The sequence below is a fragment of the Amycolatopsis sp. NPDC051373 genome, from assembly GCF_040689465.1.
In the GTDB taxonomy this organism is placed as follows: Bacteria; Actinomycetota; Actinomycetes; order Mycobacteriales; family Pseudonocardiaceae; genus Amycolatopsis.
Map to the genome: position 1 here is coordinate 362,674 of NZ_JBFBAE010000002.1, position 16,810 is coordinate 379,483.

General features: G+C 71.0%; 19 protein-coding genes and 1 pseudogene. 8 read left to right on the top strand and 12 right to left on the bottom strand.

The window, feature by feature from the left end; all coding sequences use genetic code 11:
* Positions 1–69: 69 nt before the first annotated feature.
* The 4 genes and pseudogenes from AB0383_RS05370 to AB0383_RS05385 all read right to left on the bottom strand — a co-directional run bounded on the left by AB0383_RS05370 (position 70) and on the right by AB0383_RS05385 (position 2,463).
* On the bottom strand, positions 70–825 hold the full coding sequence (locus tag AB0383_RS05370; protein WP_366185349.1) for a TetR family transcriptional regulator: 756 nt from the start codon (positions 823–825) through the stop codon (positions 70–72).
* 40 nt (positions 826–865) lie between these two features.
* Complete coding sequence (locus AB0383_RS05375; RefSeq protein WP_364182489.1) at positions 866–1,657, bottom strand: methyltransferase domain-containing protein; 792 nt, start codon at positions 1,655–1,657, stop codon at positions 866–868.
* 250 nt (positions 1,658–1,907) lie between these two features.
* A pseudogene (locus AB0383_RS05380) lies at positions 1,908–2,129 on the bottom strand (hypothetical protein); the annotation flags it as partial.
* Entirely contained in the window at positions 2,020–2,463 is a 444-nt protein-coding gene (locus AB0383_RS05385) for a GON domain-containing protein (protein WP_366185351.1), read from the bottom strand. The pseudogene AB0383_RS05380 and the gene AB0383_RS05385, both read right to left, overlap by 110 nt.
* A 411-nt stretch (positions 2,464–2,874) precedes the next feature.
* Between AB0383_RS05385 and AB0383_RS05390 the strand changes: the two genes are divergently transcribed.
* From AB0383_RS05390 to AB0383_RS05405, 4 genes are read left to right on the top strand one after another with little or no spacing between them, the layout of a single operon-like run.
* Positions 2,875–4,275 (top strand): fatty acid desaturase, encoded by a 1,401-nt coding sequence (locus AB0383_RS05390; RefSeq protein ID WP_364182493.1) that lies wholly within the window; start codon positions 2,875–2,877, stop codon positions 4,273–4,275.
* Complete coding sequence (locus tag AB0383_RS05395; RefSeq protein WP_364182496.1) at positions 4,275–4,466, top strand: ferredoxin; 192 nt, start codon at positions 4,275–4,277, stop codon at positions 4,464–4,466. The genes AB0383_RS05390 and AB0383_RS05395 overlap by 1 nt, the downstream gene beginning before the upstream one ends.
* A gap of 46 nt (positions 4,467–4,512) precedes the next feature.
* Positions 4,513–5,142 carry a TetR family transcriptional regulator gene (locus tag AB0383_RS05400; protein ID WP_364182499.1) on the top strand — a complete coding sequence of 210 codons (630 nt, stop codon included), beginning with the start codon at positions 4,513–4,515 and terminating at the stop codon, positions 5,140–5,142.
* A 25-nt stretch (positions 5,143–5,167) separates the two neighbouring features.
* Entirely contained in the window at positions 5,168–5,533 is a 366-nt protein-coding gene (locus tag AB0383_RS05405; protein WP_364182502.1) for an RNA-binding S4 domain-containing protein, read from the top strand.
* Between the two features lies 1 nt (position 5,534).
* On the opposite strand, the gene bla (AB0383_RS05410) is transcribed toward AB0383_RS05405, so the two are convergent.
* From bla (AB0383_RS05410) to bla (AB0383_RS05420), 3 genes are read right to left on the bottom strand one after another with little or no spacing between them, the layout of a single operon-like run.
* Positions 5,535–6,443, bottom strand: coding sequence for a class A beta-lactamase (gene bla / locus AB0383_RS05410; RefSeq protein WP_364182505.1), 909 nt, complete (start codon positions 6,441–6,443; stop codon positions 5,535–5,537).
* A gap of 11 nt (positions 6,444–6,454) precedes the next feature.
* The gene (locus AB0383_RS05415) at positions 6,455–7,018 is read right to left on the bottom strand and encodes a D-alanyl-D-alanine carboxypeptidase family protein (protein ID WP_364182508.1); all 564 of its coding nucleotides are present in this window, start codon (positions 7,016–7,018) and stop codon (positions 6,455–6,457) included.
* Between the two features lie 20 nt (positions 7,019–7,038).
* Positions 7,039–7,941, bottom strand: coding sequence for a class A beta-lactamase (gene bla / locus AB0383_RS05420; RefSeq protein WP_364182511.1), 903 nt, complete (start codon positions 7,939–7,941; stop codon positions 7,039–7,041).
* Between the two features lie 102 nt (positions 7,942–8,043).
* Between bla (AB0383_RS05420) and AB0383_RS05425 the strand changes: the two genes are divergently transcribed.
* Together AB0383_RS05425 and AB0383_RS05430 are read left to right on the top strand one after the other, a co-directional pair.
* Positions 8,044–8,937, top strand: coding sequence for a LysR family transcriptional regulator (locus tag AB0383_RS05425; RefSeq protein ID WP_364182514.1), 894 nt, complete (start codon positions 8,044–8,046; stop codon positions 8,935–8,937).
* Positions 8,934–9,836 carry a serine hydrolase gene (locus AB0383_RS05430; protein WP_364182516.1) on the top strand — a complete coding sequence of 301 codons (903 nt, stop codon included), beginning with the start codon at positions 8,934–8,936 and terminating at the stop codon, positions 9,834–9,836. The genes AB0383_RS05425 and AB0383_RS05430 overlap by 4 nt, the downstream gene beginning before the upstream one ends.
* Before the next feature lie 3 nt (positions 9,837–9,839).
* Here the strand turns inward: AB0383_RS05430 and AB0383_RS05435 are convergent, their stop codons facing one another.
* Positions 9,840–10,370, bottom strand: a complete 531-nt coding sequence (locus tag AB0383_RS05435; RefSeq protein ID WP_364182519.1) for a TetR/AcrR family transcriptional regulator — start codon at positions 10,368–10,370, stop codon at positions 9,840–9,842.
* 56 nt (positions 10,371–10,426) lie between these two features.
* Between AB0383_RS05435 and AB0383_RS05440 the strand changes: the two genes are divergently transcribed.
* Both AB0383_RS05440 and AB0383_RS05445 read left to right on the top strand, forming a co-directional pair.
* Positions 10,427–11,944: an AMP-binding protein gene (locus AB0383_RS05440; RefSeq protein ID WP_366185356.1), complete on the top strand. Its 1,518-nt coding sequence runs from the start codon at positions 10,427–10,429 to the stop codon at positions 11,942–11,944.
* Positions 11,941–12,705, top strand: a complete 765-nt coding sequence (locus AB0383_RS05445) for a crotonase/enoyl-CoA hydratase family protein (protein WP_366185358.1) — start codon at positions 11,941–11,943, stop codon at positions 12,703–12,705. Before AB0383_RS05440 ends, AB0383_RS05445 begins: the two co-directional genes overlap by 4 nt.
* Positions 12,706–12,746: 41 nt before the next feature.
* Here the strand turns inward: AB0383_RS05445 and AB0383_RS05450 are convergent, their stop codons facing one another.
* The 4 genes from AB0383_RS05450 to AB0383_RS05465 all read right to left on the bottom strand — a co-directional run bounded on the left by AB0383_RS05450 (position 12,747) and on the right by AB0383_RS05465 (position 16,717).
* Positions 12,747–14,045, bottom strand: a complete 1,299-nt coding sequence (locus tag AB0383_RS05450) for a cation:dicarboxylase symporter family transporter (protein ID WP_364182528.1) — start codon at positions 14,043–14,045, stop codon at positions 12,747–12,749.
* Between the two features lie 46 nt (positions 14,046–14,091).
* On the bottom strand, positions 14,092–14,976 hold the full coding sequence (locus AB0383_RS05455; protein WP_364182531.1) for a hypothetical protein: 885 nt from the start codon (positions 14,974–14,976) through the stop codon (positions 14,092–14,094).
* Positions 14,969–15,829, bottom strand: a complete 861-nt coding sequence (locus tag AB0383_RS05460) for an amidohydrolase family protein (RefSeq protein WP_364182533.1) — start codon at positions 15,827–15,829, stop codon at positions 14,969–14,971. Before AB0383_RS05460 ends, AB0383_RS05455 begins: the two co-directional genes overlap by 8 nt.
* 414 nt (positions 15,830–16,243) lie before the next feature.
* Positions 16,244–16,717, bottom strand: coding sequence for a carboxymuconolactone decarboxylase family protein (locus AB0383_RS05465; RefSeq protein WP_364182536.1), 474 nt, complete (start codon positions 16,715–16,717; stop codon positions 16,244–16,246).
* Positions 16,718–16,810 lie beyond the last annotated feature (93 nt).

Genomic DNA, 16,810 nt, shown 5'->3' on the forward strand with positions numbered 1-16,810 from the left:
GCGCCGGAACTCGTGCGGCGCGAAGTCCGTGCCGGTTTCGTACTCGCCGGTCTTTTCCCGGCCGGGGCTTCACCCCTGTGGTCTTGTGGCGGCGTCCTTCGAGGTGTCCTTCACCGCCGGACGCCGGGTGCGCGCGAAGCTGCCGAGGCCCGACTCCAGCAGCCGGGCGGCGCGCAGCACGTCGGTGGTCACGGCGCCGCGGATCCGTGCCGGCGTGCGGCCCGCGTCCACGTGCTTGGCGAGGCTGCCGAACTGCACGCGCCACAGCCCGACGAGCGCCGTCGCGGCGAGCTGGGGCTCCGGGTCGGCGGTGGCCAGGCCCGCGCGCACGGCCAGCAGCTGCGCGGCGCCGTCGGCGAGCTCGTCGAGGACATCGCGCTGGTAGGCGGCCAGCGCCGGCGTGGAGCGGATCAGCTCGCCGTAGCGGCGGAACCCCGCTCCCGCGGCGCGGCGGTCGCGCTGGTCGGCGAGCCAGCCGGTGACCGCGGCCAGCTCGCCGGCGAGGATGCGCAGCACGGCCTCGACGGGCGTGCGGGCCGGGTCGCCGAGCTCGGTGCGCATAGCGGCGAGGGTCGCGTCGGGCCGGTCGAGGATGAGGGATTCCTTGGCGGGGAAGTAGTTGAAGACGGTCTTCTCTGACACGCCACCGGCCTGTGCGACGTCGGCGACGCGCACGGCGTCGAAGCCGCGCGCCAGGAAGAGTTCCGTGGCGGTGTTGAACAGCAGGCGACGCGTCTCGCGCTTCTTGCGCTCGCGCAGGCCCTCCGCGGGAACCTCGTCCCGCGGGGTCCGCAACGCCGCCCAGTCGACCCGCCGTCCGCCCACGAAACCGAGAATAGCTTGAGAACACGGGATTTCCGGCGAGTCAGCGGTGCGGCACGCTGCCCCGCACAGCCCACGCCCGCGCGGTCAGGGTGATCGTGCCGTCCGCGGCGATCGGCAGCCGGGCGCGCAGCAGGTCGCGCAGGGCTCGGCGGTGGTCTTCGGACAGCTGCACGGCGTAGGCGGGCGCCGGGCCCTGGCCGCCGAGGAACGGCAGCCAGTAGTCGTCGAAGCCGGCGAACGCGGTGCGGACGCCGATCGCGCGCACGACCACGCCCGTCAGGCCCGCCTCCGTCCACAGTCGACTCAGCGGATCCGGGCGGCACAAAGGAAAACGGCGGCCTTCGTCGAGGTCCGCGACGACCGGGTCGAGCTCGGCCGCGGCGTCCCAGAACCAGCGCATCAGCTCCATGCCCTCGGCGTAGTCCCACACGTATGCGGTCACCACTCCCCCGGGCTTCACGGCCCGGACCCAGTCGGCGACCGCCCGGTGCGGGTCGGGCACGAAGTTGAGCGCCAGCCCGCTCACGGCGGCGTCGAACGCGTCGGCGGCCACGGGCAGGGCCTGCGCGTCGCCGACCACGAAGGCCGCCCGCGGGTCGGCGGCCAGCCGGCGGGCGTGGGCGACGAGCGGCGAGGCCTGGTCGACGCCGAGGACGCCGGCCGGATCGGCCGTGGCCAGCACCGCCGACGCCAGCGCACCGGTGCCGCAGCCGACGTCGAGCCAGCGCGCCCCGGGCGGCACGATCGTGCCGTCGAGGAAGGCCGCGGCGACGCGGCGGCTCCACCGTCCGACGTACCGCTCGTAGGCCTCGCCCGAGGACCAGTCGCTCATCGTCCGAACCTACGCCGCCGGCCGGGCACCCGCGCCCGGGCGAACCGCGTGGCACGGCCCACCCGGATCGGCCGGGCTCAGGCGAGGTCACGCACGCCCGGCCGAGCAGCACGTCGACCAGCGTGTGGGGGCCGCACGCGAGCTGGAGGTGGAAGTCGGGAACGGCAGGGTTGACGGGGTTGTAGATGGCGGGCGCCGGAGTGATCGAGCCGCAGTAGCCGCCACCCGCGAGGTCGGCGCTGCGGCCGTCGGCGCTGAGGGTGGCGCCGCCCTCCGGTTCGAACCCGCCGACGACCCACGTGGCGGCCAGCACGAAGGCCGTGCCACCGAGGTCGACCCGGCCGACGCCACTGGCCGCGTGGTCACACGACCCGGCCACCGCGTAAGGCATGGACTCGATGACGAAGGGCCCCGGCTGCACGGCCGATCCGGTGCTGGTGGCGAACGTGACGTCGTTGATGTCGACCAGCAGGGTCGCCGGGTCGATCCGCACCCGGGTGAACGTGGTGCGGACATTCGTGCCCCGTGTCACGCCACCGACTGTGTATTGCGAGAAGTTGGGGGGTGAGCGTGATGTATTCCCGCGGCGTCCCGGCCATGTCGTGACAATAGACGGGAACGAGGTGGGACCCGGTGTTCAGCACATAGTTCCCGTCGCCCGCGATCGGCAGCAAGGCGCGGATCGCGGCACAACTGCTCGTGCCGGCCGCCACCGGCGGTTGAGCCGCCGGCTGCGCCGACGCAGGCGTCACGGCAAGCCCGGTGAGGACCAGAACTGCAACCGCGACAACAATTCTTCGAAACATGAAACCTCATTCCCTCGAGGATGTGGCTGAATGATTAGACGGCGAAAAATCGAATCGGGCGATAGACCATGCGGGTAACCCCCGAAGAGGCCGAGCCACCACCGAAGCCGAATTACGACATTCGAGAACCGGACTGACGCGTTCGGCGGCAATTCACCGGGCTTACGCGACGAAATACTCGCGAATGAGCACTCAGCCCAGGTGCACCGGAATGGGCCGCGGAGAAATTCACCTCGAACGAATGAGGGGTCACAGTGGACGCGGTACACCCGGGGCGGACAGTGCGGTCACAACCCGGCAGCGGTCACGCGAGCCGTACTTTACATTTCTCTTCGACTTGTCAAGCTGGGTGTACATCACTTACCGTCTTGTCAACCACGTCGGACAGCGTCGTTGACGGAGGAGGACGAGATGAGCGAAGTCGCGGGGACGGTGCCCGCCGGTTCGACCGAGTCTTGGACGGACCGCAAGCGGTACCTGTGGCTGATCGGGCTCGTGGTGCCCTCACTCGCGTTCCTGGCGATCGGGCTGCACGCGGCCACCGGCTGGGGCGTGTGGTTCTGGGTCGGGCCGATCGTGATCCTCGTGATCGTGCCCGTGATCGACCTGGTCGCGGGGCTCGACCGCGGCAATCCGCCCGACGACGTGCTCGAACAGCTGGAAAACGACCGCTACTACCGCTGGATCACCTACCTCTTCCTGCCGATCCAGTACGTCGGGTTCGTGGCGGCGTTCTGGCTGATCGGGCGCGGTGACCTGAGCGTGGTGGACAAGATCGGGCTGGCCGCCTCCATCGGGTGCATCGGCGGGATCGGCATCAACACCGCCCACGAGCTGGGGCACAAGAAGGAGAGCCACGAGCGCTGGCTGTCGAAGATCGCGCTGGCGCAGAGCTTCTACGGCCACTTCTACATCGAGCACAACCGCGGCCACCACGTCCGCGTGGCCACACCCGAGGACCCGGCTTCGAGCCGCGTCGGCGAGAGCTTCTACCGCTTCTGGCCGCGTACGGTCGGCGGCTCGCTGAAGTCGGCGTGGCGACTGGAGCGCAAGCGCTACGCCCGGCGTGCGAAGCACCCGTTCCGCATCGGCAACGACGTGCTCAACGCGTGGCTGATGTCGGCCGTGCTGTGGGCCGCGATGCTGGTGTGGCTCGGAGCCGGGATCCTGCCGTACCTGCTGATCCAGGCCGTGGTGGGCTTCTCGCTGCTGGAAGTCGTGAACTACATGGAGCACTACGGGATGCTGCGCCGGCGCGTGGGCCCGCCGGATCGCCGCCGCCACGAGCGCGTGGACCCGAGCCACAGCTGGAACTCCAACAACATCGCCACCAACGTGCTGCTCTATCACCTGCAGCGCCACAGCGACCACCACGCCAACCCCACGCGCCGCTACCAGACGCTGCGGGACTTCGCCGAATCGCCGGTGCTGCCCACCGGGTACGCCGGGATGATCGTGCTGGCGCTGGTGCCGCCGCTGTGGCGACGCGTGATGGACCCGCGCGTGCTGGCCCACTTCGACGGCGACATCTCCCACGCCAACATCCAGCCGCGCAAACGCGGCAAGGTTCTGGCCCGGTACGGCACCCGCGTGACGGCCGAAGCGCCGATCACCGCCGACACCCGCGGCGACGCGGCCGAAGGCGGGATGTGCCCCGGTTGCGGCTATGTCTACGACGAACAGCGCGGTGATCCGCGCGAGGGTTTCCCGGCCGGCACGCCGTGGTCGGCGATCCCGGACTCGTGGTGCTGCCCCGACTGCGGCGTACGCGAGAAGGTCGACTTCGTGGCTCCAGGAAGGGTGGGTGCGTGATGCGGATCGAGGCGAACCGCGAGTTGTGCGCCGGGTTCGGCATGTGCGAGGCGATGGCGCCGGACTTCTTCGAGGTCGGTGACGACGGCACGGTGGTGCTCCTGGAGGAGAGCCCCGCCGAGCGGCACCGCCTGGACGTGACGGCCGCGGCCGACGCGTGCCCGGTGCTGGCGCTGAAGGTGCGGGACTGAGGATGCGTTCTCCAGCTTGCCGGGACCACACGGGAGGCGGCCTAGGATGACGATCATGAGCGGGGCACTCCGGGCCGCACCGCCCGAGGGCGGCCAGCACCGGCAACCGATCGTCACCGCGGCCATCGAGCTGACCGCGAGCGAGGGCTGGTCGGCGGTCACCATGGCGCGGCTGGCCGAGGCCGTGGGCGTGAGCCGCCAGACCGTGTACAACGAGGTCGGCTCCAAGGCTGCGCTGGCCGAGGTGATGATCTCCCACGAGCTGGCCCGCTTCCTCGCGGTCGTGCGCACCGCGTTCGACCGGCATCCCGGCGACCTGGTCGAGGCGATCTACGAGGCCATCCGCGCCGTGCTCGATCTCGCCGACGACAACACGCTGCTGCGCGCCATCGCGTCGGCGACCCACGGCACGGACACGGAACTGCTGCCGCTGCTGACCACGCGCGCGGGCTCGCTGCTGACCGAGGCGAAGACGATGCTGGTCGAGCGCGTGCGCACGTACGAGCCGCCGCTGGACGACGAGCAGATCACCGTGGTGATCGACCTCGTGGTGCGCACCGTGCTCAGCCACGTGATGCAGCCGTCCGACACGCCCGCCCGTACGGCCGACGCGCTGGCCTGGGTGGTCGGGCGCGTGCTGGGCACGTCGGCGGCGCGGCCTATGCGCCGCGGCTGACCGGCGGCTGGGGCATGATGGACCCGTGGAGTCGACCAGGGTGGACCGCTGGCTGTGGGCCGTACGGCTGGCGAAAACGCGCTCGAACGCCGCGGCCGCGTGCCGGGGCGGGCACGTGCGCGTGAACGACCGCCCGGCCAAACCCGCCACCACCGTGGTCCCCGGCGACGAGGTCCGCGCCCGCATCGGCCAGACCACCCGCGTTGTCGAGGTCGTCCAGGTCATCCAGAAACGCGTCGGCGCGCCCGAAGCCGCGAAGTGCATCATCGACCGCACTCCGAAGCCGCCCCCGGAGGCCGCGATCCCGGTGGCGCACCGCGAGCGCGGCGCGGGCCGTCCGACGAAACGGGAACGCCGGGTGCTCGACGAGTTCCGGTCGCGCTGGAGCTGAGTCAGCGCAGCATTTGGGCGACGTACTTCGCGGCTTCGGCGATCAGGGCGTACCGCGGTTCGTCGTCGTAAGCCGTGCGGTCCGACATGATCGCGAAGACCAGTGGGGCTGCGCCCGGTGGCCTGAGGACGGCGACGTCGTTGACCCGGCCGTAGTCGCCGTGGCCGGTTTTGCCGATCACGCGCCATTCGGCGGGCACGCCCGCGCGGATGGCCTGCGCGCCCGTGGTGCTGCGGCTCAGCCAGTCCTCGACAAGCGCGCGCTTGGTTGCGGGGAGCGCCTTGCCGAGCACGATCGTTCGATGGTCGGCGGCGAGCGCCCGCGGGGTGGTGGTGTCGCGGGGGTCGTCGACGGGATCGCGGTTGAGGTCGGGCTCGTACTGGTCCATGCGGCTGGTGGCGTCACCCAGGCCACGCAGGTACGCCGTGAGCCCGGCCGGGCCGCCGGCGTCGCGCATCAGCAGGTTGCCGGCCGTCCCGTCGCTGTACCGGATCGCGGCGTCGCACAGCTGCCGCACGCTCATCCCGGTGCCGGTGTGTTCCTGGGTGATCGGGGAGACGGAGTTGACGTCGGCTTTCGTGTAGTGGATTTGTGTGTCCAGGTAGGACAGTGGGTGGTTTTGCAGCACGGCGGCGACCGCGAAGGTCTTGAAGGTGGAGCAGAAGGCGAATCTCTCGTCTGGCCGGTAGTCCAGGGTGGCTCCACTGCCGGTGGCGAGTGCGTGGATACCCAGGCGGGCACTGTACTTGCGTTCGAGCGCTTCGAGTCGCGCGGTCGGCGGTGGGGTTGTTGTCGTTTTCGGTGGTGGTGCGGGGCTCGGTGGTGGGACCGGGTTCACGCAACCGGCGATCGGTGCCGCGAGCACTCCGGCGAGCAGGGCCCGCCGGGTCATGCGACGTCGGTCCGCCACGGGAATTCCCCTCATGTTTCCGATTCCGCCAGGGAAAACCCGGGGTGCGGGACTCGGCGTGGGCGGCCCTCGGGATGGTATTCGAAGTGCCACCATTCGTTGTCGTAGACGCGGTACAAGTGGTGAGCCGCGCCGTGGAGTTCGAGCCAGTGGGCGCCGTCGCGGGGGCGGATGTCGAGGGCCGTGCCGGTGACGTGGCGGGAGTTCGCCGGGGGCAGGGCACGCCTGCGGGCCCGGGCCACCGAGCCGGTGCGGCGGACCTCCGCGGTGAAGAGGCGGTCCTGGGTGCCGGCGTCGCGGTGGCCGGAGGTGAGGCCGAGGAGGGTGCCGTGGCGCCAGAGGGCGGTGGTGCGGGCCGCGACGAAAGCCGCGTGGGTGCCGGGTGACAGCCCGGTGAGGTCCTCGGCCGGGAAGCGGATCCTGAGCGCCCAGGAGCAGGCAACGGATCGCCCGAGGCCCGGAGCCACCAGGGAGGCCAGTGGCCACAACACGAAGGCGAGCAGACGGGTGATCACGCGGTAGCCGACGTCACGCCGCCGGCCCGCGGGGTCCCCAGTGGACAGGCTAAACCTCAAGACTCCCCCAGGAGAACGTCTCATCCCAGCGCCTTCACCGCGGCCGCCGCGGCGCGGGCGACGAGGGCGTCGTCCGTGGGGGCGTCGGCAGCGGGGCGGTCGGAGAACACCACGAAAACGATCGGCGCGCGGCCCGGGGGCCAGGCGATCGCGATGTCGTTGCGGGTGCCGTGGTCGGCGGTGCCGGATTTGTCGGCGACCTGCCAGCCGGCGGGGACGCCCGCACGGACGAGGTGGGTGCCGGTGGTGCTGGCGCGCATGGTGTTCGTCAGGACCGTGCGCAGGGGCGCGGGCAGCGTGTCGCCGAGGACCACCGTGCGCAGCGACCGGGCCCAGGCGCGCGGGGTGGTCGTGTCGCGCAGGTCGCCGGGGGCGGTTTCGTTGAGGGTGGGTTCGATGCGGTCGACATGGGTGGTGGTGTCGCCGATCGAGCGCAGCCACGTGCTCAGCGCGGCCGGCCCGCCGAGCTCGCGGAAGAGCATGTTGCCGCCGGTGTTGTCGCTGTAGCGCAGGGCGGCGTCCATGATCGCGCTCAGCGTCATGCCGGCGCCCGCGTGCTTCCGGGTGATCGGCGAATCCGCGACGACGTCACTCGGGCCGTACTTGATCACGCGGTCGAGCCCCGCCATCCCCACCTTCTGCAGCACGGCCGCGGCACTGAACACCTTGTGCGTCGATGCGTAGGCGAAGCGCTCGTCGGCGCGGTAGGCGACTTCGTGACCCGAGCCGGTGTCCACGACGTACACGCCGAGCCGGGCGCCGAAAGACCGCTCCAGGTCGTCGAAGTCGTGGTTCGAGACCGTCGGCGAAGCGGAGGTGGCGGGCGGTACGGCGGGCGGCAGAGCCTGCGGAGCCGGCGGCGCGCCACATCCCGCCAACGCCACCACAGCCACCGCCGCCACCACCACAGACTTGCTGAACACCGGGTCCCCCCTTCGGAAGTGATCGACATCCGCAGTCTCACCAAGGCCGCTCATGCTGTCCAAGACAGAAGTGGGCACTTCCATGCGCAATGGGCATACAGTGTGGTCGTGGACCTGATCGGAAGCTGCCGCGCGTTCGTCGGCGTGAGCGAAACCGGGAGCTTCACGGCGGGGGCGGCGGTGGCCGGGATCCCCCAGCCCGTGGCGAGCCGCCGGATCGCCGCGCTCGAACGCCACCTCGGCGAGCGCCTCTTCGACCGCGCGACGCGGCGGGCCCAGCTCACGCCCTTCGGCCGCGACATGCTGCCGTCCGCGCGGCGCCTCGTCCACCTGGCCGACGCCATGGAGCACGACGCCAAGCGCGCCAAACTGCGTCCCCTGCGTCTCGCCGTGCCCGACACCTGCCCGACCCGCGACCTCGCCGAGCTCGGCGCCGAGGCCCGCGCGCTCGGCATTTTCCTCGAGTTCCGCCCGGCGCCACCCGGCGAGCGGGCCGAGCTCGTGCGCACGCACGAGGTGCGCGCCGCCCTCGTCGCAGTGCCCGAGACCGATGCCGTGTGGACGGTGCCGCTCGGCGTCGCCGCCACGGAACGCCAGCAGCTCCCACCCGTGGTCCACCTCGAGACGCTGCGCGCCGGCCGCGCCACCAAAGCCGAGCGCCGCCGCGTGTGGATCCAGCCCGAGGACGACGTGCCCCACATCCGCGACCGCGTGTTCCGCGTCCGCGACGCCGTGGGACTGCGACCCGCCCAGGTCTCCGTCGCCGGTTCCCTGACGGCCGCCGCGGCCGCCGTCTACGGTTCGGCCGACCTGCTCCTGTGCTCCCCCACGCAGGCCACCGAGCTCGGCCTGGGCTGGCGCCCCCTCGGCAACGGCCCCCTCGCCCGCGGCTTCGACGTCGCCGCCGCCCTCGGCGAAGACGCCCACCACCTGCGCACCCGCCTGCGCCCCGCCATCGCCCGCTGCCTCGGCGCCCCCGACGAGGAGAACGTGTGAACACCGAATCCCTGCTCCGCGACCTCCGCGAGGAACTCGACGACGGCGGCCTGCGCGGTTCGTTTCTCGTCCGCGACCTCCACACCGGCCAGGAGATCGGCCTCGACGCGGACCTGGAGTTCCCCAGCGCCTCGCTGGTCAAGGTGCCGCTCGCCGCGGCGACGTTGGAGCGCATCCGGCGGGGTGAACTCGACGGCGCGACGCAGCTGGAGGTCGAACCCGGGCGGGTCACCACGGCCGGGCCGGCCGGGCTGGCGCGCTTCCGCCACCCGGCGCGCGTGGCGATCGACGATCTGCTCTACCTGAGCGTGGCGGTCAGCGACGGCACCGCAGCCGACGCGTTGTTCGAACTCACGCCGCCGGCCGAGGTCACGCGGATGCTGCGCGAGTGGGGCATCGACGGTGTCTCCGTGCGGCACGCGACGGCGGAGCTGGCCGACACCCCCGCGGAACGGTTCGAGCCGGGCGAGGTGCACCTCGCCCACGCGCTGGCCATTCGCGCCGGCACGGCCGGGCGGGGGCACCCGGTGTCGCAGCTGGACGTCAGCCGGGCCAGTGCCGGGTCGGCGCGGGCGTATGTCGCACTGCTGGAGGCGTTGTGGCGGCCGTCCAAAATAGACACCGAGGTGGCGGCGCGCACGCGGGATCTCATGGCCCACAACCTGCTGCGCCAGCGGCTCACGCCGGATTTCGGGTCCGACTCGACGAAGTGGTCGGCCAAGACCGGCACGCTGCTGAACCTGCGGCACGAGGTCGGCGTGGCCGAGCACGCCGACGGGCAGGTATTCGCGGTGGCCGCGCTCACCGAGTCGCGGGTGCCGGCGGCGATCCAGCCGGAGGCGGAGATCCTGATGGCTCGGGTCGCCCGCACGATGCGGGACCACCTGCGGTCGCGCTGAAACTCAGCCCAGGCGGTCGAACCACCGGTCCACGACGGCGTCGGCGACCGTGGTGTCGTCGCGCAGGATGCTGGTGAGCGCGAGGCCCCGCAACACCATCAGCAGCGATTCGTAACCGACGCGATCGTCTCCTGTGGACTCGAACGCCGACCGCAGCTCCCGCCCCAGCTCGCGTTCCGCGGGCAGCAACGCCGCCCGCAACGCCGGATCGGTCCGCGCGCCGAGCCAGAGTTCCAGCCCCGCCAGGAACAACGGCCCCGACATCGCCTCCCGCAACGCCGTCACCAGCTGCCGCCGCGAATCCGCGCCGGCGAGCCGAACCTGCGCCAGCTGCTGCTCGGCGATGTAGTGGATCGCCGCGACGAACAGGTCCGCCTTCGAGCCGAAGTGGTGCAGCAGCGCACCCCGCGACACCCCCGCCCGCTCCTGCACGCGCTGCGTCGTCGTGCCGGCGTAGCCGAAGTCCACCAGGCACCTGACGGTGGCGTCCAGCAGGGTCTGGTGAGTGCGCGCTCGTTGTTCGCTGCGGGTCACCCGGGTAGCCTACCGTTCTCGTTGACAGTCCAGACGGACTGTGAAAACCTCCGGGCATGCTCGCTGTGGAGTTGGTGCGCCGGGGTGCCCAGCGCTTCGCGGATCGCACGGCCGTGGTCATCGGCGACCGGGAGTTCTCCTTCGCCGAAGTCGACGAGCGCGCCAGCCGCCTCGCCAACGCCCTGCTCGCCGCGGGCGCCGACCGCGGCACGAGAGTGGGGCTGCTGGTCGACAACGGCGAGTGGTCCATTCCGCTCGACTTCGCCTGTCTCAAGGCCGGCGTGACCAGGGTGCCACTCAACGCCCGCCTCGCCGTGGCCGAGCAGACCCGGATGCTCGCCGAATCCGGCGTGGCCCTGCTCGTGTACAGCAAGCCGCTGGCCGAACGGGCCGCGACACTCGCCGAAGCCCTCGACGGCCTGCGACTGGCCGGGCTCGGTGACCGGCAACGCGCCCAGGACCTCGACCTCGTCGCCGAACTGGACCGCGTTCCGGCGGCCGATCCGCGCGTCCCGGTCGCCCCGGACGACGTCATGCTCGCCCTCTACACGTCCGGCACCACCGGCACGCTCAAGGCCGCGCAGCACACCCAGGCCGGCTACGCCGCGATCACCGCCAACATCCTCGCCAACCTCCTCTCCCCCGACCGCGACTCGGCGATGCTGCACGCCGCGTCGCTCATCCACGCCAGCGGGACTTTCGTGCTGCCGTACTGGATCCGCGGCGGCCGCGCGGTCGTGCTGCCGGGCTTCGACCCCGAGTCCTATCCGGACTCGATCACCCGGCACCGCGTCACCGACGTCAACCTCGTGCCGACGATGCTCGGCCTGCTGCTCGCCGGGTCCACTCTGGACTCGGCAGCCAAGCTCGACACCATCGTCTACGGGGCCAGCCCCATGCCGAAGCCGCTGATCCAGGAAGCGCTGGACCGCTTCGGGCCGAAGTTCGTGCAGTACTACGGCCAAACCGAGGCTCCGTTGTGCCAGACGGTGCTCGGCAAAGCCGACCACCTGCAGAGCGACCTGCTCGGCTCATGCGGCCACCCCGCCGTCGACGCGGAGCTCCTGCTGACCGATCCCGACGGGAGTCCCGTGCCACACGGGGAGATCGGCGAGATCCGCGTGCGCGCGCCGTTCACGATGAGCGGGTACCTCGACGCGCCCGAGCTCACCGCGCAGACGCTCGTGGACGGCTGGATCCGCACCCGCGACCTGGCCCGCGCCGACGAGCGCGGCTACCTGTACCTGGTCGACCGCGCGAGCGACATGATCGTGACCGGCGGCTACAACGTCTACCCGCGCGAGGTCGAGGACGCGCTGGCCACGCACCCGGCCGTGGCCGAGACCGCCGTGGTCGGCGCGCCCGATCCGACGTGGGTCGAGGCCGTGACGGCGTTCGTCTCCCTGCGCCCGGGAGCGACAGTGTCCGAAGAGGACTTGCGCACGCACGTGCGCGGCCGGCTCGCCGGGTACAAGGTGCCCAAGAGCGTGCACGTGGTCGATGCGATCCCTAAGTCGGCGGTGGGCAAGATCCTGCGCCGCGCCCTGCGTGATCCCCTGTGGGAGGACCGATGAACGTCCTGGTCGAGAAGCGCGGCCCCGTCACGATCGTGACGATCGATCGGCCCGAACGGCGCAACGCCGTCGACCGCGCCACGGCCGAGGCACTCGCCGGCGCGTTCCGCGCGTTCGACGCCGACGAGGACGCCTCCGTCGCCGTGTTGCAGGGCGCCGGCGGCACGTTCTGCGCGGGCGCCGACCTCAAAGCCGTCAGCGAAGGCCGGGGCAACCGCACCGAACCCTCGGGCGACGGTCCGATGGGACCGACGCGGCTGCGTCTGACCAAACCCGTCATCGCCGCGGTCAGCGGCCACGCCGTGGCAGGCGGGCTGGAGCTGGCGATCTGGTGCGACCTGCGCGTGGCCGACGAAACCGCTGTGTTCGGCGTGTTCTGCCGGCGCTGGGGCGTGCCGCTGATCGACGGCGGCACCGTGCGGCTGCCGCGCCTGATCGGCCAGAGCCACGCGCTGGACTTGATCTTGACGGGCCGCCCGGTCGCCGCCGACGAAGCGCTGCGCATGGGCTTGGCCAACCGCGTCGTCCCCGCCGGCCAGGCACTCGAGGCGGCGGTGGAACTCGCGAACAGCCTCGCCGCGTTCCCGCAGACCTGCCTGCGGGAGGACCGCGCGTCGGTGCTCGAACAACACGGCGCCACCGAAGAATCCGCCCTGGCCAACGAGTTCGGCCACGGCCTGGTCTCCCTGTCGAGCGACACCGTCGCCGGCGCCACCCGCTTCGCCCACGGCGCCGGCCGCCACGGTTCGTTCGACGCCTGAACCCGGGGCGGGGCACTGCGCGCAACCCCGCCCCGGATTCGTCACGCCGCGACGTAACCGGCGTCGAGCTCCCGATGGAGTGTCACGCGGTCGATCGCCTTCTCCCACTTGCCCACGACGAGTGTGGCCACGCAGTTGCCCGCGATGTTGGTGAACACGAACGCGGCCGACAGGACACTGTGGACACCCAGCACCAGCGCGATGCTGCTGACCGGGATCGTGTGCGTGGCCGCCAACGTCAGCGCCAGCACCGCGATGGCCGAACCCGACACGCCCGCGCCGCCCTTGGACGTCAGCAGCAACACGAACAGCAGGCCCAGCTGCGCTTGCCAGCTCAGGTCCGTGCCGGTGGCCTGAGCCAGGAACACGCTCACCGCGGCGAAGTACAGGCACGTGCCGTCGTGGTTGAAGCTGTACGCGGTGGGCAGCACGAGCCCCACCACCGGCTCGTCCACGCCCAGCTTTTCGAGCTTCGCCGTGAGCTGCGGAAACACGCTTTCCGACGAGCTCGTGCCGAGCACCAGCACCAGCTCCGCGCGGAAGTAGCGCAGCACCTTCCACAGGCTGACCCCGGCGTAGTGCGAGACCGGCCAGAGCACGAGGACGAAGAACAGCACCACGATCAGGTAGAACACCCCGACCAGCTTGCCCAACGGCAACAGCGTGCTCAGCCCGTACTTCGACACCGTGAACGCGATGGCCCCGAACGCGGCGAACGGCGCGAGCCGCATGACCTTCTTGATGATCCAGAACAGCGACTGCTGCACGGTGCCGACGATGTTCAGCACCGGCTGCGCCTTCTCGCCCAGCGCGGCGAGACCGCAGGCGAACAGGACCGAGAACACCAGGACCTGCAGGATCTCGCCCTTGGCGAACGCGTCGACGGCCGACGTGGGCACGAGGCTCACGAGGAAGTCGTCGAAGCCCTCCGACTTGGCCGGCGCCGCCGAAGCCGGCGCGTGCAGTGACGACGGGTCGATGTTCATGCCGATGCCGGGCTTGAGCACGTTGACCACCACGAGACCGATCACCAGTGCGATCGTGGTGATCACCTCGAAGTACACAATGGACTTCACCGCGATGCGGCCGACCTTGCCGAGGTCGCGCACACTGGCGATGCCGTGCGTGACCGTGCAGAAGATGATCAGGCCGACGACCATCTGGATGAGGTGGATGAAGATGTCGCCGAGGAAGTCGACGTGGTGGCCGACCGAGGGCGCGAGCGCGCCCACGAGCACGCCGGCGACGACGCCGGCGAGGACCTGGAAGGTCAGGTCCTGGTAGAACGGCTTGCGCTTGCGGGTCTGCCCGGGGGCGCCCGCGGACGTGGTTTCGCTCATCGTCTTCCGGTTTCTCCGTTGAATCTCCGGTAGGGAAAGCTGGGGGCTAACCGAGGATCCGGCGCGCCGGCTCGAACACCTCGTCGGCGTCGAGGCGGCGCGGTAGCAGGCCTTGTTCGAGGCACGCCTCCACGATCAGCTCGATCGGCCCGCTCAGCCGCTCGAAGCCGAACACCGTGGGGACCGGCGCGCCGTCGGGCCGCGAGACGGTCGCGTCGGCGCGGCGCAGCAGCTCGTACGCCTCGCGGACCGCGCCGGGGTCGCGGCGGCTCACGGACTCCCCCGCGACGACCATGTGGTTGATCGGCATGAAGCCGTGCTCGCGCCACCACTGCTCGTCTCGCGCGGCGGCGTCGGGGATCACCCGCACGAACTCGTCGCCTTCAGGCAGGTCGTTGCCGAGGATGGTGGCGTCGATGCGGCCCTCGCGCAGGAGGTCGGGCAGGCTCGCTTCGCCGACGCCGTGCTCGACGAAGTCCGGGTCCTCGTACTCGGCGACGTGGGCGCCGTCGCGGGTGAGCCAGTGGATGTCGCGCGAGGCGAGGCCGAAGTCCTCGGTGAGGTGCGCGCGGACCCACATGCCGGTGGTTTGGGTGAAGGCGCGCACGCCGATGCGCTTGCCCTTGAGCTCGGCCGGGTCCACCGGGCGCGACGCGTGGGCGATGAGGCAGCCGCGCTGGAACCGCGACGCGACCACGGCCGGCAGCAGCACCACGGGGCGGCCGTACGCGATCGCCTGCAGTGCCGTGACGATGGCCAGCTCGCTCAGGTCGTAGGCCTCGTCGCGCACCATCGGGGCGAACGCCTTGTGCACCGGCGAAACCGCGGTGAAGTCGAGCTCGACCGACGGGCTGGTGACCTCACCGTTCTTGAGCGGCCGGGTGTGCGGGTAGTCCGCGAGGACGGTCCGCAGGATCGTGGGCTCAGGCACGGCTCGCACCCTTCAGCGACGGGTAGAAGGCGGCGGCGGTCCCGCCGAAGATCTGGTCGAGGTCGGCTTCGGGCAGCACCGAGACCGTCTCGCGGGCCTCGGCCAGCAGGTCGGGCAGCACGCCGTCGGCCGCGGGGAAGTTGGAGCCCCACGCGATGCGGGCGGCGCCGTAGGCCGAGACCAGGTCCGTGAGGAAGTCTTCGGTCGTGGACGCGCCCTTCGCCGACGCGGCCAGCGCGCGGTGGGTGAGCTTGAGGTGCACACCGGGGTAGGCGGCCAGGTCGAACAGGTCCTTGGCCAGGCGGTACGGACGTCCGTCGGACAGGTCGGGGCGCGCGCAGTGGTCGAGCAGCACGCGCACGCGCGGAAAACGGTCGAGGATCTTGCGCAGCTTCGGCAGACCCTGGATCGTCATCTGCAGGCACACCGGGATGTCGTGCTTCTCGGCGTGGGCCCAGGCGGGGAACGAGTCCTCGTGGCCGAGCCAGTCGGCCTGGCCGGGCATGGTCGTGCCGGTGGTGAACAGGCGGAAGCCCGAGAGGCCGAGGCCCTGCCAGTGGTCGATCTTTTCGACGGCGTCGGGAGCCATCGCGTCGATCGAGTAGACGCCCGCGAAGCGGTCGGGGTGGCGGCGCAGCGCTTCGGCGACGTAGCGGTTGTCGTGACCGTACACCGTGGACGCCTGCACGACCACCGCCTGCGCGATGCCCGCCGTGTCGAGGGCCCGCACGAGGCCGTCGATGTCCACCGGGTGCGCCTTCGACCACTCGCTCTGCTTCCCGCCGATGGGGTCGACCGGGTACTGGCCCGCGTCCGGGGAGATGACGTGGGTGTGCGAGTCGATGATGTCCATGTGACCTCCTGTGAACCGGCGGTTCGGCGCAGCACCGGATCCTCGGCGACCCGGCTCGGAGCCCGCGCGCTCCGGCAGACGGGGACCATACACGATTGTTAACAATCTCGTACAAGATTGTGGGGACGATTTCGTTGGGGATCACAGTGCGCGGCGCCTCGTGAGCGCCGCGCGAGCCGGTTCCCGGGGAATCCGTGCAGGTGGGAGGGTGCGGGACGGGTGACCGTCCTGACAAGTGAGGGTGGCTGGAGACTCAGTGGCGCGGACGGTGGGACGGCGACACGCGGGAGGGTTCGCCTGTGCTGGACACGGGGGACAAAACCGAGCGATCCGGCCTCGGACAGCACAACGCCCCAGGCTCCGGAGGTCCGGTGCCTGGGGCGTCGTGGCGGTGGGAGCGGCGGCGAGCCGGGGTCAGCCGAACATGCCCACCTCGTAGTGGCCCGCCGGCTGCTGGGTGATGACGTTCATGCGATTGTAGGTGTTGATGAGGGCGATGAGCATGGTGAGGCCGGTGAGCTGGTCCTCGTCGTAGTGCTTAGCGGCCTGCTGCCAGACCTCGTCGCTGACGCCGCCCGCGGCGTCGGCGATCCGAGTGCCCTGTTCGGCCAGCTCGAGGGCCGCGCGCTCCGCGCCGGTGAAGACCGTGGCTTCGCGCCAGGCCGCGACGAGGTTGAGGCGCGTGGGCTCTTCGCCCGCGGCCACAGCTTCCTTGTAGTGCATGTCGGTGCAGAAGCCGCAGCCGTTGATCTGGCTGGCGCGCAGCTTCACGAGCTCCTGCGTCGCGGCGGGAAGGCCCGAGTCCGAGATCGGCTTGTTCGCCGCGTTGAGGTACTTCATGAACTTACCGGCGACCGCGTTCTCGAAGAGGTTGAGTCGTGCTTCCACTGGTCTGCTCCTTCGCCCTTTTCCACTGGTTACGCACTCTTGACGGGTGGGCGCGCGAAGTTGTGACACGAGTGAATGTGACCTGCATCTCAG

What these genes read in the sequence shown, in the direction of transcription:
- AB0383_RS05375 (WP_364182489.1), bottom strand. Translation starts at nt 1,657, where the DNA reads ATGAGCGACTGGTCCTCGGGCGAGGCCTACGAGCGGTACGTCGGACGG.
- AB0383_RS05385 (WP_366185351.1), bottom strand. Translation starts at nt 2,463, where the DNA reads ATGTTTCGAAGAATTGTTGTCGCGGTTGCAGTTCTGGTCCTCACCGGG.
- AB0383_RS05390 (WP_364182493.1), top strand. Translation starts at nt 2,875, where the DNA reads ATGAGCGAAGTCGCGGGGACGGTGCCCGCCGGTTCGACCGAGTCTTGG.
- AB0383_RS05395 (WP_364182496.1), top strand. Translation starts at nt 4,275, where the DNA reads ATGCGGATCGAGGCGAACCGCGAGTTGTGCGCCGGGTTCGGCATGTGC.
- AB0383_RS05400 (WP_364182499.1), top strand. Translation starts at nt 4,513, where the DNA reads ATGACGATCATGAGCGGGGCACTCCGGGCCGCACCGCCCGAGGGCGGC.
- AB0383_RS05440 (WP_366185356.1), top strand. Translation starts at nt 10,427, where the DNA reads ATGCTCGCTGTGGAGTTGGTGCGCCGGGGTGCCCAGCGCTTCGCGGAT.
- AB0383_RS05445 (WP_366185358.1), top strand. Translation starts at nt 11,941, where the DNA reads ATGAACGTCCTGGTCGAGAAGCGCGGCCCCGTCACGATCGTGACGATC.
- AB0383_RS05450 (WP_364182528.1), bottom strand. Translation starts at nt 14,045, where the DNA reads ATGAGCGAAACCACGTCCGCGGGCGCCCCCGGGCAGACCCGCAAGCGC.
- AB0383_RS05460 (WP_364182533.1), bottom strand. Translation starts at nt 15,829, where the DNA reads ATGGACATCATCGACTCGCACACCCACGTCATCTCCCCGGACGCGGGC.